The sequence below is a fragment of the Rubrobacter sp. M3-4 genome, from assembly GCF_059772285.1.
This window is the reverse complement of the sequence record NZ_JCBAJP010000009.1, coordinates 24,497-38,120: the sequence shown is the minus strand read 5'-3', so window position 1 is coordinate 38,120 and position 13,624 is coordinate 24,497. Positions and strand designations below refer to the sequence as shown.

Below are 13,624 nucleotides of genomic sequence, written 5' to 3'. Positions count from 1 at the left end.
AGCAATGATCATGCTCGGTGTAGCGGCGTTCATAACGCTGCAGATCGCGGTTGGCATGAGCTTCGTGCGCAGGGTACGGGGGCGGAGCGTGAACTTCATCGTGGCCGGGCGCGGGCTCATCCTGCCGCTCGCTGCGACCGCGCTGATGGCGCAGGCGGTCGACTCGAACGCGACTTTGGGCAACACGGACCTGACGGCGCAGTTCGGCTTCTGGGCCGGGGCTTCGCTGCCGATAGGGCTCGCGATCTGCCTGTTTCTGACCGGGGCGTTCTTCGCGAAGCCGCTCAACGGCATGGGGCTCATGACGCTCCCGGATTTTTATGCTCGGAGGTACGGCCGGAGCGTCGAGATCCTGGCCGCCCCGATCATGGTGCTCAGCTTCACCATACTGCTCGCCGGGAACCTGGTAGCCGGCGGATACCTGTTCGAGACCTTCCTCGGAACGAGCTACCTGGAGGGCGTGCTCCTGGTCGCGCTCCTGATGCTGCTCTACACGCTCCCCGGCGGGTTGCTCTCGGTGGTCTACACCGACTTCCTGCAGGCCACGCTCGCTCTGGTGGGCTCGATCGCGCTGATCGTCTTCGTAGCCTTCGATTTCGGGATCTCCATCCCGCACGGTATGGGGCCATTCGACCTCGCCCAGCTCTCGAAGCCCGCCGACGGCGCGTACGTGAACTGGGCGACGCTGCTCTCACTTGGGCTGGGAGACATCGTAGCGCTGGACTTCATGGAGCGGGTCTTCGCCGCCGAGAGCCCCGATACGGCCCGGAGGGCGTGTTTTCTGGGTGGTATCGGCACGCTGGCGATCGGGGTGCCGTTCTCCATCGTGTCGCTCTCCTCTGGGAGCGTCTTCGAGCGCCTCGGCATCCACCGGGGCGACGCGCCGGTGCTCTACGCGCTCTTGAAGGGCACCGCCCCGATCCCGCTCACGATAATCGTGCTCTCCGCGATAGTCGCCGCCTCGCTCTCGACCGGGACCGGAGCGGTCCTCGCGATGTCGTCGGTGTGCGCCCGCAATATCTTCCAGGTGCGCAGGGGAGAGGGAGGCAGGGACAGGCTGCTTCTGGCGACCCGCCTGGCGATGGTCCCGATAGCGGCACTGAGCGCCCGGATCGCGCTGCGCGTCCCCCAGACGGGCGTCCTGCTCACCCTCGCCTTCGACGTGGTGCTGGCGGGGTTGCTGGTCCCGCTGGTGCTCGGTCTCTACTGGAGCAGGGCGAACGCCCCAGCGGCCCTCGCCTCCATCGCCGCCGGTTCTCTCACGCGACTGTTCTTCTTCGTGTTCACACCCACGATCTACGGGGAGAAGAATACCCTGCTCTACTTCCCGAATCACGTCTTCTCCCCGGCCTTCGACGGGCTGCCTACGGTGCTCAGCCCATTCGTGAGCCTCGTCGCCTTCGTCGCCGTCGCGCTCGCGACGCGGAGGCAGCCCCTGCCGACCTGACAGGAGAAACCCGAGTAGCGAGCGGTTGCTCCCGCCGCACAAGCCAGCACCCTGCGACAGCGGCATGTTTTCCGCCGCCGGGCCGAGGAAGCGGAGGGGGACGACCACCTAGACTGCACTCAGCATCTAAATGTTGGATGCAGACAGGATATGAACGAGAGGAAGGAGGCTGCCAGATGCCGAGCGGCACCATCTCGTCTTCGCCCGAGACTGTGGGTGTGGCGGTGGTGAACTATCCGGTACCGGTGGTGGAGAGCAGGGAGGAGGTGCTCGAGAACGCGCGCTCCATCGCGCGGTACGTCGAAGGGATCAAGCGGGGTTATCCGGGGTGTGATCTGATCGTCTTCCCGGAGTACTCCCTGCAGGGTTTTCATCCGACGAAGTGGCCCGAGCTCGTGACGAGCGTGGACGGGCCCGAGGTCGAGGTGTTGGCCGAGGCCTGCGTCGGGAACGGGGTGTGGGGGGTCTTCTCGCTGACCGGGGAGGAGAACCCGGATGGGAACCCGTGGAACAGCCTGCTGCTCATCGACGATGAGGGCGAAGTGGTGATGAACTACCACAAGATCAACCCGTGGGTACCGCAGGAACCCTGGGCGCCGGGTTCCGAGACGATGGTCGTCGAGGGCCCGAAGGGGCTCAAGATCGGCGGGACCATCTGCTACGACTGCAACATACCAGAGATCGTCCGTGACACGGTCATGAAGGGTGCGGAACTGGTGGTGCGCATACAGGGCTACATGCACCCCTCTTCGGAGCAGCAGCGCAACGTGCAGATGGTCCGGGCCTGGGAGAACCTCACGTACTTCGCCGCCGCCAACATGGCCGGCAGGGATCTCGTCTACTCGTACTTCGGCAACTCGATGATCGTGGACTTCGACGGCAGCATCATGGCCGAGTGCGGGCCGACGCCCGGGGAGGTGCAGTATGCGCTTCTGGACATCGGGGCGATCCGCGAAGCCCGCAGGCACTGGACGGCCGAGAACCACCTCTACAACCTCGTGCACCGCGGCTACACCGCCGTGCCGGAGGGTGGGGTCGCTCCGTGCCCCTACGAGTTTTACCGCACCTGGGTCGAAGACCCTGGGGCAGCAGTAAAGAGGTCTGAAGGGATCACCCGCTCTTTCGCCCTGGAGGAGGCTCCGGGCCGGTAGCGGGCGGCTGTCTCTCTGCGGGTAAGCAGGATCAGGAGGGAGGAAACCGGTTGAGAGAGGTGCAGCAGAAAGGCAGGGAGGTCCGTCCCGGGCGCAGGTTCAACGCCTTCGTAGACAACGAGGTGGTCGAGGACTACTCGCTGCGGTACGCGCCCCGCTCGTTCAGGAGGTGGAGCGAGTACGCGGTGGCGACGGCGGCGCTCGGCGGGATAGCCTATCTGGTAGATTTCGCCATCGGGGGCTCGCTCGCCGTCACGCACGGTTTCTCCAGCGCCGTGTGGGGGATACTGGTCGCGGCGGTGACTATATTCCTGACCGGGATCCCCATAGCGTACTACTCGGCCAGGTACAACATCGACATGGACCTGCTCACGCGCGGGGCGGGTTTCGGTTATCTCGGTTCCACGATCACATCGCTCGTCTACGCGAGCTTCACGTTCATCTTCTTCTCGCTCGAAGCCTCCGTGATGGCGCAGGCGATCACGCTGTTCACCGGGATACCCATCTGGGTTTCGTACGTGGTCTCGGCGTTCGTGGTGATCCCGCTCGTGGTCTTCGGGATGACGCTGCTCTCGAAGTTCCAGATGTGGACGCAGCCGGTCTGGTTCGTCCTCATCGCGCTGCCCTTCCTGGCGGTCTTGGTCAAGGACCCGGGAGCCTACGCGCGCTTCACGGGCTTCGGTGGCACCGCGGGAAGCCCTTCGTTCGACCTGATCGGGTTCGGCCTCGCCGCGGGCGTCGCGCTGAGCCTCATAGCCCAGATCGGAGAACAGGCGGACTATCTGCGTTTCATGCCGCAGAAGACCGCGGAGAACTCCAGGCGCTGGTGGGCGGCGGTGCTCTCGGCCGGACCGGGGTGGGTGATCCTCGGGGCCCTCAAGCAGCTCGGGGGAGCGTTTCTAGCCTTCTACATCTTCTCGGCGGTCGGACCGGAGAAGGCGGTCGAGCCGATAGAACAGTTCGTGCGGGGCTTCGAGCTCATAATCCCGAACGGGTTCTGGGCGCTGGCGGTCGCGACGCTGCTGGTGGTGCTCTCGCAGCTCAAGATCAACGTGACCAACGCCTATGCCGGGTCTCTGGCGTGGTCCAACTTCTTCTCGCGGGTCTTCCACTGGCACCCGGGGAGGGTCTGGTGGGTGTTTCTCAACGTCGGGATCGCGCTCACGCTCATGCTCTTCGGTGTCTTCGGGTTTCTGAACTTCGTGCTCGGATTCTATTCCAATTTGGCGATAGCCTGGATCGGGGCGGTCGTCGCCGACCTGGTCATCAACAAACCGTTGCTGAAGGTGAGCCCCTCCTACATCGAGTTCAAGCGAGCGCACCTGCACAACATAAACCCGGTCGGGTTCGGGGCGATGCTCGCCGGGGCCGCTGTCTCCATCCCCGCCTTCTTCGGGGTCTTCGGGGACTATGCCCAGGCCTTCTCACCCTATCTGGCCCTCGTGGTCGCGTTCGTCCTCTCCCCGATCCTGGCGGTCGCGACGAGGGGCAGATACTACATCGCCCGGGGAGGTTCCACGGCCGAGATCCTGGAGGGTGACGAGGCACGCTACGCCACGAGAACCTGCGGCCGGTGCGGGAGACGGTACGAGATCCCGGACATGGCCTACTGCACCTTTCACGAGTCAGACATATGCTCGCTGTGCTGCACCCTCGAAAGGAGCTGCCACGACTCCTGCAAGCAGCCCGTCCGGATCACAAGAAAACCAGGTGTGGATACCGCGTGATCTCCCACCTCCTTTGGACGGCGGGCCCAGAGGAGCGCCTTGGGAGCGGGGCTTTATCTGTCCGTCGGGCCAGAGACCGGGCGGTCGTCGGGCTCTAAACTTTCTCCCGTCGCTGTGCGGGGAGAAGCAACGAAGGCTCAGGAGGGAAGTATGAGGCTCTCGCCGATGGAGCAGGAGAAGCTCATGATCTTCACCGCCGCCGAGGTCGCCCGGCGGCGGCGGGAGCGGGGCCTCAGGCTCAACTACCCGGAGGCCGTCGCCTTGATCTCGGCGGAGATCCTCGAGGGAGCCCGGGAGGGCAAGAGCGTCGCCGAACTGATGAGCTTCGGCGCCACGATCCTCTCGCGCGAGGACGTGATGGAGGGGGTCGCCGAGATGGTCGACGAGGTGCAGGTCGAGGCGACCTTCCCGGACGGCACGAAGCTCGTGACGGTGCACGACCCGATCGTTTAGGAGGAAGGGTGGACGTCGAACGAGTCGGGAACTTCCCGCCCCTGCTGGTGGTGAGGGCATGATCCCGGGGGAGTTCATTCCGGCGGAGGGCGAGGTGGGGTTCAACGAAGGACGTACGAGGCTCGTCCTCACCGTGGCCAACACGGGAGACAGGCCCGTGCAGGTCGGCAGCCACTTCCACTTCTTCGAGACGAACAGAGCCCTGCGGTTCGATCGGGAGAGAGCCTACGGGATGCGCCTGGACATCCCGGCGGGGACCAGCGTGCGTTTCGAGCCGGGCGACGAGCGCGAGGTCGCGCTCGTCGCCATCGGCGGCGACAGGGTCTTGCACGGCATGAACGGGCTCGTCGAGGGTGCGCTGGATGACCCGGAGGTGAGACGGCGCGCGCTCCGCCGGGCACGCGAGCGGGGGTACTTGGGGTGAGCCGGCTCTCGCGGCGGCGTTACGGGCAGATGTTCGGCCCCACGACCGGGGACAGGGTGCGTCTGGCCGACACCGGTCTCGTCGTGCGCGTGGAGCGAGACCTCACGCTCGCCGGCGAGGAGGCCGTGTTCGGGGGCGGCAAATCCGTGCGGGACGGGATGGCTCAAGGGACGGCCACGCGTGCGGAGGGGGCGATGGATCTGGTGATCACCAACGCCCTCATCGTCGACCACTGGGGCATCGTCAAGGCGGACGTGGGTGTCAGGGACGGGTGCGTGGCGGCCATCGGCAAGGCCGGCAACCCGGACACCATGGACGGCGTGAACGTGGAGATCGGAGCCTCCACCGAGGTCATCGCTGGGGAGGGGAGGATCCTCACCGCGGGTGGCATAGACAGCCACATCCACTTCATCTCCCCCCAACAGGCCGAGTGCGCCATCGCCTCCGGGGTGACCACCATGATAGGCGGCGGGACCGGACCGGCCACCGGGACCAACGCGACTACCTGCACGCCGGGGGCCTGGAACATCGCGCGGATGCTGCAGGCCGTGGAGGGACTTCCGCTGAACTTCGGCTTCCTGGGCAAGGGAAACTCCTCGAACCCGGAGGCGCTCGAGGAACAGGTCCGGGCGGGCGCCTGCGGGCTCAAGCTGCACGAGGATTGGGGCTCCACCCCGCAGGCCATAAGGACCTGTCTCTCGGTGGCTGATGAGATGGACGTCCAGGTGGCGATCCACACGGACACCCTGAACGAGAGCGGGTTCGTGGAGGACACGGTCGCGGCGTTCGAGGGGCGTACCATACACACTTACCACACCGAGGGCGCCGGCGGTGGGCACGCGCCGGACATCATAAGGCTCTGCGGCGAGCCGAACGTGCTGCCGTCGAGCACCAACCCGACGCGGCCGTACACCGTGAACACCGTGGACGAGCACCTGGACATGCTGATGGTCTGCCACCACCTGAGCCGGGACGTCCCCGAAGACGTCTCCTTCGCCGAGAGCCGCATCCGCGCCGAGACGATAGCAGCCGAGGACGTCCTGCACGACCTCGGTGCCATCTCGATGATGTCCTCCGACTCGCAGGCGATGGGCCGGGTGGGGGAAGTCTGGATCCGCAACTGGCAGACCGCGAGCAAGATGAGATCTCAGCGCGGTCCGCTGCCGGAGGACGACGCGGAGAGCGACAACTTCCGGGTCAGACGTTACGTCGCCAAGTGCACGATCAACCCAGCCATCACCCACGGCATCTCGGACCACGTGGGCTCCATCGAAGTGGGCAAGCTCGCCGACCTCGTGCTCTGGAAACCGGCCTTCTTCGGCGTGAAGCCCGAACTGGTGATGAAGGCCGGCTTCATCGCCTACGCGCAGATGGGTGACCCCAACGCTTCGATCCCCACGCCGGAGCCCGTCTTCCAGCGTCCCATGTTCGGGGCCTTCGGGAGCGCCCCGGCCTCGGTCTCGCTCACGTTCGTCTCGCGGGCGGCGCTGGAGGCTGGCCTGAAGGAGGCGTTGGGCCTCGAGAAGCGGCTCGTCGCGGTGCACGGTACGCGCACGCTCGGCAAGACGGACCTCGTGCACAACGGCTTCTTGCCAGAGATAGAGGTGGACCCGGAGACGTACGAGGTTCGGGTGGACGGAGAAGTCGTGGGCTGCGAGCCGGCACGCGAGCTCCCGCTGGCGCAGCGGTACTTCCTGTTCTGATGTCCATCCTGCTGCGGATGCTCCAGATCTCGGATACGGCCTTCCCGACGGGGGCCTTCTCGCACTCTATGGGGCTCGAGGCGTTCGCGGACGCCGGGAGGCTGCGCAGCGCGGAGGATCTGCGGGAGATCGTCGCGCTATACCTCTCCTCCATGGCCACCTCGGACTGCGTGGCGCTCAGGGTCTCCTGCGGGGCGGAGTTCGGGGAGCTGCTGCGTACCGACCAACTCCTCCTTGCGACCAGGCTGACGCGGGAACTGCGGTCGGCGAGCGTCGGCGTCGGCAGGCGGTTCCTCGCGAGCGTAGAGGCGCTCGGGGTGGAGGACGGGAGGCTCCTCCGCTTCGGCGAGGCCGTGCGGGCCTCCGAGACACCAGGCAACCTGGCGGTCTGTTACGGTGTCGCGGCCTCCGCCCTGGGCTTCGGTGAGGAGGAGGCGCTCCTATCCTTCCTGTATTCGAGCGTCGCCTCCCTCGTCGCCGCGGGGCAGAAGCTCATCCCCCTCGGCGGGAGCACGGCGCAGCGGCTCCTCTTCGAGCTGCACGGGGAGATGGAACGGGCGGCCTCCGCGGGCGCCGGGCTCGGCGCGGAGGACATGTACGCCTTCGCGCCGGAGGTCGACGTGCGCTCGATGCTGCACGAGAGGCAGAGGACCAGGCTGTACATATCCTGAAAAGAGGGAGGTGCCGGATGAAGGCTTTGAGGCTGGGAGTGGGGGGACCGGTTGGGTCGGGGAAGACCGCCCTGGTGGCGGAGCTCTCCCGGAGGCTCGGCGGCGAGTTCGAGATAGCCGCCGTCACCAACGACATCTACACCCGGGAGGACGCGGAGTTTTTGATCCGCGCCGCCGTCCTGCCCGATGGCAGGGTGGCCGGAGTCGAGACGGGCGGGTGCCCGCACACCGCCATCCGGGACGACATCTCGATGAATCTGGAGGCCGTCGAGGCCATGGAGCGGGATTTCCCGGACCTGGACCTCATCTTCATCGAGAGCGGCGGAGACAACCTCTCGGCTTCGTTCTCGCCCGAGCTGGTTGACGCTTCGATCTACGTGATAGACGTGGCCGGGGGGGACAAGGTGCCCCGCAAGGGCGGGCCGGGCGTCACCCGCTCGGAGCTTCTGGTGATCAACAAGATAGACCTCGCGCCGCTGGTCGGGGCGGACCTCTCGGTCATGGAGCACGACGCCGCCGCGCTGCGTGGCCGGGCGCCCACCCTCTTCACCTCCGTCCTGCACGGGGACGGGATGGAGGCGGTCGTGGATTGGGTGAGGAGGGCCGTCCGCCACCGGAGCTGGACGCCGGCGGATTCCGACCTCCGCGGTGATGGCCGGCACGACCATCCCCACTAGAACCCGGGGGCAGCGTGGCCTGCTCCGGATCCGCTTCGAGCCACGCGGGGAGAGGACCATAGTCTCGGAGCGCTACAGCAGCACGCCCTTCGGCTCCGTACGCGCCAACCACCCCGACGACACCGGCATCCCCGAGGTGCAGATCACGAACCCCTCGGGCGGCATCCTGGGTGGCGACGTTCTGGAAGTGGACATCTCGGTCGCTCCGAAAGCCTCCGCCACCGTCCTGACCCAGGCGGCCAACAAGGTTTACCGGGGAGATTTCGCCGAGCAGCGGGCGACGCTCGCGCTCGGGCGCGGGGCGTTTCTTGAGTACCTGCCCCACCACCTGATCCCCTACGCCGACTCGGATTACCTGCAGGAGACGGATTTCCTCCTCTCCCCCGACGCGACGCTCATCGCCTGGGATGCCTGCTCCGCCGGACGGGTGGCCCGGGGAGAGCGGTTCCGATTCAGGCGCCTCCGCAGTACGATCCGCCTCTCTTTCGATGCTCTCCCCGAGGTCGTGGACCGCTTCGACCTCTCCGGTGGCGGGGAGCACTTCGCCGGGTACCCGTACATGGGCGTGGCGTACGTCGCCTCCGCGAAGGATCTGCGAGTTCTTGCGGATGAGCTGCACGAGAACCTCGCCGCGCTGCCCCGCATCCTGGCCTCCGCGAGCGCCCTCCGCGACGGTCTCTGCGGCGTACGCGTGCTCGCCGGGGACGCCGCCGCTCTGTACGCCGCCCTGAACCGCACCAGGGCATCCGCACGGGCGTACCTCGGCCTTCCCCCACCGGCCCGGGAGGTGGGGTGATCGCGGAGGGCCTCGCGCCCGCCGTCTAACCCGGACGGCGGCAGAGCACGATCAGGTGGTCGCTCGCCGCGTCGAACGGCTCCCCCTCGAACCCGCCGTAGACCGCCTCGGGTTCGAACCCCGCGATCCTGAGCATCAGAAGCAGCTCGTCGCGGAAGGTCACGCGGATGGTGAGCTGGTGGCGGCGCATCTCGCGCAGCACGCCGTCCGCGCCGTAGAGCTCGTAGAAGAGCGTGATCTCCATCAGCTGGGAGGCCGTATCGTAATGCGAGACCGAGAACCTCTCCAGCGTGCCGCCGTCCGGAAGCGGGCGGCTCAGGTCGTGGCGCAGCTCCGGGCCACCGGACAGCTCCTCCGGCGAGAACGCCGAGATCTCCACGCCGAGCAGCCCGCCCGGCAGCAGGTGCTCGCGGGCGTTGCGCAGAAAGGTGAGCGCGTCGTCCACCGAGAGCAGGCACAGGAACGAGTTGAACGCGCAGATACCGAGCCCGTAGCGGTCCCCCAGCCTCACGCTGCGCATGTCGCCGCGGATCCATTCGACGCCCGGACCCTTCCTGCGCCCGACCCCGGCCATCGGTCCCGAGAGCTCCACGGCGGTCACCTCGTGGCCCGCCCCGGCGAGCCGCTTCGCTATGCGGCCCGTCCCGGCCCCCCACTCGACGACGGGGCCGCGCTCTCTTCCGGCGAGCGCGAGCCAGAACGGTACATCGTGATCGTGGTCGTACTCCAGGTCGTAGAGGTCTGAGAGGGCGTCGTACTCGAACAAGTTCTGCTCCTTGTGTAGCACCGGCGGATATAATCTCGCGAGAGGTCCCCTAAAAACACGGAGGTCCCATGGGAACCGCCGGAACCATCATAGTAGTCGCCATCATAGCGCTCATCGTGCTCTACATGATCTTCACCTACAACGGGCTGGTGCGACGCAAAAACCAGGTCGAGGAAGCCTACCGGCAGATAGACGTGCAACTCAAGCGGCGCTACGACCTGATCCCGAACCTCCTCGAAGGAGTCAAGCGCTACTTTCGCCAGGAGCAGCAGGTCCTCGAGGAGATAACGCGGGCGCGTGCCGAGGCGATGAAGCCGCAATCCCCGCGCGAGCAGGCACAGTCCGAGGCCCGGCTCTCCGGCGCGATAGGCAACCTCTTCGCCGTCGCCGAGAACTACCCGGAGCTGCGCTCGAGCCGGGTGCTTTTGGACTTCCAGGAGGAGCTCGCCTCGACGGAGAACAAGATCTCCTTCGCCCGCCAGCATTACAACGACTCGGTGCAGGAGTACAACACGAAGATCCAGAGCTTCCCAGCCGTCATCTTCGCCCGCGCGATGGGCTTCACCGAGCGGGAGTACTTCGAGGCCGAGGGCCCCGAGCGCGAGTCGGTGACCGTCTCCTACGACTAAAGGGATGAGCGGAGCGGCAGAGGCAACCTTCCGCGAGAGGATCGCGCAGAACAGGCGCAACAGCCTGCTTCTTTTCGTGACCTTCCTCGTCTTCGTCCTCGCCTTCGGCTACATCATCGGGTACGCCTGGGTGGGGGACCCGGCCGGAGCCTTCTTCGGGCTCGTCATCGCGTTCTTCGCCGGGGGCCTCTCCGGGCTGCTGAGCTACTACGCCGGGGACAAGGTGGTCCTCGCCGCCTCCAGGGCGCGCCGCATCGAGCACGACGACGCCCCCGTCCTCTTCAACGTCGTCGAGGAGATGGCGATAGCCGCAGGGCTCCCGATGCCGAAGGTCTACATCATCGACGACTCCGCTCCGAACGCGTTCGCCACCGGGCGCGACCCCGAGCACGCCTCGGTCGCGGTGACCTCAGGGCTTCTCGAGAAGCTCGACCGTGACGAACTGCAGGGCGTGATCGCGCACGAGATGAGCCACGTCAGGAACCTGGACATCCGCTACTCGATGCTGGTCGGCATCCTGGTCGGTACCACCGTCCTGATCGCCGACTTCTTCCTCCGCAGCCTCTGGTGGGGCGGAGGGAGGCGCCGGAACGACCAGGGCAACGGTCAGCTGCAGCTCATCCTCATGATCATCGCGATAATCCTCGCGATCCTCGCCCCGATCTTCGCCCGGCTTTTGCAGCTCTCGATCTCCCGCCAGCGCGAGTACCTGGCCGACGCCTCCGCAGTGGAGCTCACCCGCAACCCCAAGGGTCTCGCCGACGCGCTGGAGAAGATCGCAAAAGACCAGGAGCCGCTCGAGGTCGCCAACCGTGCAACCGCCCACCTCTACATCGTCAACCCCATAAAGCGCTTCGAGAAGCGCTCGCGCAGCCTCTTCTCCACCCACCCCCCGATAGAGGAGCGCATAAGGATCCTGCGCGCGATGGAGACCGGCGGCGTGCCGCAGACTGGACGCGATGCCGGATAGGGGTTAAACTCTCTCCCTGCGACCTTTGCCGGGTGGTGTAACGGCAGCACGGCTGACTCTGGATCAGCTAGTCCTGGTTCGAATCCAGGCCCGGCAGCTACTCACCTCGATCGATCTTCGCCGTCTCCAGGTCGTAATCCTCCTGCAAACCCAGCCAAAACTCAGGCCTCATATGGGACCAGCGAGCCAATCTCAGGGCCATTTCGGCGGAGATACCACGCTTCCCGTTTATGATCTCGTAGACGCCCTGGCGGGGCACCCCGAGGGCCTTCGCGAGCTGATTGGCGTTCATCTTGAGCGGAACCAGCCACTCTTCGCGCAGGATCTCGCCGGGGTGCACCGGGGGGTAGACCCTCGGCTCCCTCTCTATCTCCTCGCTCCAGTCTCCCATCTCTTCCTCCTGGTGGTGGTCCGCGAGCTCTACTTCGTAGACGTCTTTACCACAGGGATCTCTGTTCAAGGCCGGGATTTTCTTTCGTTCCCGCACACTTTCAGTGCAGCTCGCGCCCGAGATGTTCGAGGTGCGCCCGGGCGGAGAGCCTGGCGTAGGGGCGCATCTCCTCCGGAACTTCGGGGTAGGCCAGCTCCACCACCTCCTCGAGCGAGGCCGCGCCGGCTTCCAGCGCGGCCAGGACCCTCCGCTCACGCTCTTTGCGGTGCGCGATGTACTCCTCTACTTTCGCCTTGCCATCCGCTACCTCCGGGCCGTGACCGGGGAGGATGCGGGCGGGGGAGAGTGTCCGGACCCTCTCGAGCGAGGCCATGTACGCCCCGAGGTCGCCCTCCGGCGGGGCGATGATGATGCTGCCCCTGCCGGCGATGAGGTCTCCTGAGAGCATGGTGCGGCTCTCGGGGTGCCAGAAGCAGAGATGGTCGGGGGAATGCCCCGGGGTGTGGAGCGCAACGAGCCCACCAACCCGCATTCCGTCGTCTAGGCCGGATCCGAAGGAGAGCACCTGTGCCCCGCAGAGCCTGGAGAGCCGGGCCGCCCCGGCCGAGTGGTCCGGGTGGGAGTGGGTGAGGAGTATGGTCTCGACCGGAGACATGGAAGCCACCCTCTCGAGGTGCCCTCCGTCGTCCGGACCCGGGTCGATGACCGTACCCGCGAAGACATAGGTGTTCGTGCCTTCGAGCGTGAGCGGGCCGGGGTTGGGGGCCGTGATCCTCCGGAACTCGTGCGGGGCGTGCTCGCCGGACATCATCCGCCCCGGCGGCTCGCCGCGAGGTGCACCCGGGGGCCGTGGCGGTTGTCCGGGAGCAGGGCGATGGTCTCTATGCGGGTGTAGCCGCTCCCGGAGAGCAGCCGGTGGAGTTCGTCCAGCGTCGGCCAGAAGGCCGTGGGGGAGAGGCCGCTCTGTGGGTCTCCGGGGTCTTCCTCGCGCACCCAGCCCATGAGCCCCTCCCTCTCGGTGAGGTCCCATTCGGGACGGGCGTACTGGGTGTCGAGGTAGAGGTTCGGGGAGATGGATGAGAGGCGCTGCACGAAGCGCCGCGGATGCGAGAGGTGGTAGAGTAGCCCGCAGCAGAAGACGGCGTCGAAGGTGCCGTAGGAGGAGAGGTCGTCCTCCTCCAGGTCGGTCGTGTGGAAGGATACGTTCTTCGCCCCGAAGAGGCCTTTCAGAAACTCCGCCCGCTCCACGTTCCCGGGCCTTCCCTCAAGCCCGACCACCTCCCGGGCCCTCCTGGCGAGCTCGAGCGTCATCGCCCCCTCCAGCGAGCCGGGCTCGAGCACCCGGCCCCGGGAGGCCTCCGGGAAGGCCTCGAAGAACTCTCTGAGACGGGGGCTTGAGTGACGGGTGGCGCGGCCGTAGACCCTGCCGTCTATCCGCACGCCCGTGACCCACGGCCCGCGCCGCTCGAAGGCGTCGGCGAGCAGGTAGTGGAGCATCCTCCTCTCCTCGTCGCGGGTTTGCTCGAGCTCCCCGAGCCGGGTTTTCAGGTCGGAGATCCTCTTCGCCCGCTTCTGGGAGGTCCTGCGGGCGGCGTGCAGACCCCGCTCCAGGGTTCGGAGGTGGTCCTGCGGCAGATCACGCCCGAGCCCCGCCTCCAGCCTCAGGAAGGCCTCGAGCGGGCCCAGGGAGAGCCTCCTGTCCACAGAGATGTGAGGCACGATGGACTCCAAACCGCCTGACCGGGAAGATGTTAACAGGATGTGAGGGGTTTGACCCGCGGGAATGGATTTCCTCTCATTACCGATAGACTACGGGCCT

The 13,624-nt window shown here is 66.5% G+C and carries 15 protein-coding genes and 1 tRNA gene; 12 read left to right on the top strand and 4 right to left on the bottom strand.

The window, feature by feature from the left end:
* Positions 1–4 precede the first annotated feature (4 nt).
* From AC6EKW_RS11000 to AC6EKW_RS10960, 9 genes are all read left to right on the top strand, one after another.
* Entirely contained in the window at positions 5–1,447 is a 1,443-nt protein-coding gene (locus AC6EKW_RS11000) for a high affinity choline transporter 1 (RefSeq protein WP_498514405.1), read from the top strand.
* 176 nt (positions 1,448–1,623) lie between these two features.
* The gene (locus AC6EKW_RS10995; RefSeq protein WP_498514404.1) at positions 1,624–2,598 is read left to right on the top strand and encodes a nitrilase-related carbon-nitrogen hydrolase; all 975 of its coding nucleotides are present in this window, start codon (positions 1,624–1,626) and stop codon (positions 2,596–2,598) included.
* A 50-nt stretch (positions 2,599–2,648) separates the two neighbouring features.
* Positions 2,649–4,325, top strand: a complete 1,677-nt coding sequence (locus tag AC6EKW_RS10990; protein WP_273886687.1) for a purine-cytosine permease family protein — start codon at positions 2,649–2,651, stop codon at positions 4,323–4,325.
* Between the two features lie 150 nt (positions 4,326–4,475).
* Complete coding sequence (gene ureA / locus AC6EKW_RS10985; protein ID WP_273886688.1) at positions 4,476–4,778, top strand: urease subunit gamma; 303 nt, start codon at positions 4,476–4,478, stop codon at positions 4,776–4,778.
* A gap of 58 nt (positions 4,779–4,836) precedes the next feature.
* The gene (locus tag AC6EKW_RS10980; protein WP_273886689.1) at positions 4,837–5,202 is read left to right on the top strand and encodes an urease subunit beta; all 366 of its coding nucleotides are present in this window, start codon (positions 4,837–4,839) and stop codon (positions 5,200–5,202) included.
* Positions 5,203–5,231: 29 nt separating this feature from the next.
* Complete coding sequence (gene ureC / locus AC6EKW_RS10975; RefSeq protein WP_420542009.1) at positions 5,232–6,905, top strand: urease subunit alpha; 1,674 nt, start codon at positions 5,232–5,234, stop codon at positions 6,903–6,905.
* Entirely contained in the window at positions 6,905–7,576 is a 672-nt protein-coding gene (locus AC6EKW_RS10970) for an urease accessory protein UreF (RefSeq protein ID WP_273886691.1), read from the top strand. The genes ureC and AC6EKW_RS10970 overlap by 1 nt, the downstream gene beginning before the upstream one ends.
* 17 nt (positions 7,577–7,593) lie before the next feature.
* Positions 7,594–8,253, top strand: a complete 660-nt coding sequence (gene ureG, locus AC6EKW_RS10965) for an urease accessory protein UreG (protein ID WP_273886692.1) — start codon at positions 7,594–7,596, stop codon at positions 8,251–8,253.
* Positions 8,228–9,049: an urease accessory protein UreD gene (locus tag AC6EKW_RS10960; protein WP_498514436.1), complete on the top strand. Its 822-nt coding sequence runs from the start codon at positions 8,228–8,230 to the stop codon at positions 9,047–9,049. The genes ureG and AC6EKW_RS10960 overlap by 26 nt, the downstream gene beginning before the upstream one ends.
* A 25-nt stretch (positions 9,050–9,074) precedes the next feature.
* Here AC6EKW_RS10960 and AC6EKW_RS10955 read toward each other — a convergent pair whose 3' ends face one another.
* Positions 9,075–9,815, bottom strand: coding sequence for a class I SAM-dependent DNA methyltransferase (locus AC6EKW_RS10955; RefSeq protein ID WP_273886693.1), 741 nt, complete (start codon positions 9,813–9,815; stop codon positions 9,075–9,077).
* Between the two features lie 68 nt (positions 9,816–9,883).
* On the opposite strand from AC6EKW_RS10955, the gene AC6EKW_RS10950 reads away from it, so the two are divergent.
* The 3 genes from AC6EKW_RS10950 to AC6EKW_RS10940 all read left to right on the top strand — a co-directional run bounded on the left by AC6EKW_RS10950 (position 9,884) and on the right by AC6EKW_RS10940 (position 11,511).
* The gene (locus AC6EKW_RS10950) at positions 9,884–10,444 is read left to right on the top strand and encodes a LemA family protein (RefSeq protein ID WP_273886694.1); all 561 of its coding nucleotides are present in this window, start codon (positions 9,884–9,886) and stop codon (positions 10,442–10,444) included.
* A 4-nt stretch (positions 10,445–10,448) separates the two neighbouring features.
* Positions 10,449–11,414, top strand: a complete 966-nt coding sequence (gene htpX / locus AC6EKW_RS10945) for a zinc metalloprotease HtpX (protein WP_498514403.1) — start codon at positions 10,449–10,451, stop codon at positions 11,412–11,414.
* Positions 11,415–11,440: 26 nt separating this feature from the next.
* A tRNA-Gln gene (locus tag AC6EKW_RS10940) sits at positions 11,441–11,511 on the top strand.
* Here AC6EKW_RS10940 and AC6EKW_RS10935 read toward each other — a convergent pair.
* The 3 genes from AC6EKW_RS10935 to AC6EKW_RS10925 form a co-directional block, all read right to left on the bottom strand.
* Positions 11,512–11,805, bottom strand: a complete 294-nt coding sequence (locus AC6EKW_RS10935) for a HigA family addiction module antitoxin (RefSeq protein WP_273886696.1) — start codon at positions 11,803–11,805, stop codon at positions 11,512–11,514.
* A 100-nt stretch (positions 11,806–11,905) separates the two neighbouring features.
* On the bottom strand, positions 11,906–12,613 hold the full coding sequence (locus tag AC6EKW_RS10930) for an MBL fold metallo-hydrolase (RefSeq protein ID WP_273886697.1): 708 nt from the start codon (positions 12,611–12,613) through the stop codon (positions 11,906–11,908).
* The gene (locus AC6EKW_RS10925; RefSeq protein WP_273886699.1) at positions 12,613–13,524 is read right to left on the bottom strand and encodes a class I SAM-dependent methyltransferase; all 912 of its coding nucleotides are present in this window, start codon (positions 13,522–13,524) and stop codon (positions 12,613–12,615) included. Before AC6EKW_RS10925 ends, AC6EKW_RS10930 begins: the two co-directional genes overlap by 1 nt.
* Positions 13,525–13,624: the final 100 nt, after the last annotated feature.

Bases quoted from the DNA above. Each gene is read 5' to 3' on its own strand.
- AC6EKW_RS10980 (WP_273886689.1), top strand. From the start codon at position 4,837: ATGATCCCGGGGGAGTTCATTCCGGCGGAGGGCGAGGTGGGGTTCAAC.
- ureC (WP_420542009.1), top strand. From the start codon at position 5,232: ATGTTCGGCCCCACGACCGGGGACAGGGTGCGTCTGGCCGACACCGGT.
- AC6EKW_RS10995 (WP_498514404.1), top strand. From the start codon at position 1,624: ATGCCGAGCGGCACCATCTCGTCTTCGCCCGAGACTGTGGGTGTGGCG.
- AC6EKW_RS10960 (WP_498514436.1), top strand. From the start codon at position 8,228: ATGGCCGGCACGACCATCCCCACTAGAACCCGGGGGCAGCGTGGCCTG.
- AC6EKW_RS11000 (WP_498514405.1), top strand. From the start codon at position 5: ATGATCATGCTCGGTGTAGCGGCGTTCATAACGCTGCAGATCGCGGTT.
- AC6EKW_RS10950 (WP_273886694.1), top strand. From the start codon at position 9,884: ATGGGAACCGCCGGAACCATCATAGTAGTCGCCATCATAGCGCTCATC.
- htpX (WP_498514403.1), top strand. From the start codon at position 10,449: ATGAGCGGAGCGGCAGAGGCAACCTTCCGCGAGAGGATCGCGCAGAAC.
- AC6EKW_RS10970 (WP_273886691.1), top strand. From the start codon at position 6,905: ATGTCCATCCTGCTGCGGATGCTCCAGATCTCGGATACGGCCTTCCCG.
- ureA (WP_273886688.1), top strand. From the start codon at position 4,476: ATGAGGCTCTCGCCGATGGAGCAGGAGAAGCTCATGATCTTCACCGCC.
- AC6EKW_RS10930 (WP_273886697.1), bottom strand. From the start codon at position 12,613: ATGTCCGGCGAGCACGCCCCGCACGAGTTCCGGAGGATCACGGCCCCC.
- AC6EKW_RS10935 (WP_273886696.1), bottom strand. From the start codon at position 11,805: ATGGGAGACTGGAGCGAGGAGATAGAGAGGGAGCCGAGGGTCTACCCC.
- ureG (WP_273886692.1), top strand. From the start codon at position 7,594: ATGAAGGCTTTGAGGCTGGGAGTGGGGGGACCGGTTGGGTCGGGGAAG.